Source organism: Veillonella sp. ZSJB6, assembly GCF_051549505.1.
Classification (GTDB): Bacteria; Bacillota; Negativicutes; order Veillonellales; family Veillonellaceae; genus Veillonella.
In genome coordinates this window covers 1-251 of sequence record NZ_JBPUGE010000123.1, presented here as the reverse complement: position 1 = coordinate 251, position 251 = coordinate 1, and the positions used below count along the sequence as shown (strand labels likewise).

The following is a 251-nucleotide window of genomic DNA, read 5'->3' as shown; positions in this document are numbered from 1 at the left end:
CCTGAACTGTCTCTTTCTATTCTAAAGCGCAGTTCAAGAACCGTCTATGAGAAACACTTCCAAGAATTTGGTTATATAAATGTAGAGCGGGATTTCCAAGGTGTTCTGGGCCAGTGTTTAGCTTTATTACAAGAAGGACATATTCTATACATCCTTCCTGAAGCATCAATTTGTTGGCGCCCAGAACATTTCCGACCAGTTGAAAACACACTCACTCCTCTATGTAGCACACTGCTCAGTCAAGAAGCACA

1 protein-coding gene is annotated in these 251 nt (G+C 41.8%); it reads left to right on the top strand.

Going from position 1 to position 251, the window contains the following annotated elements; all coding sequences use genetic code 11:
- Nucleotides 1–251, top strand: a 251-nt coding sequence (locus ACSV5T_RS10140) for a hypothetical protein (protein WP_438321054.1), incomplete at both ends; no start/stop codon positions are given.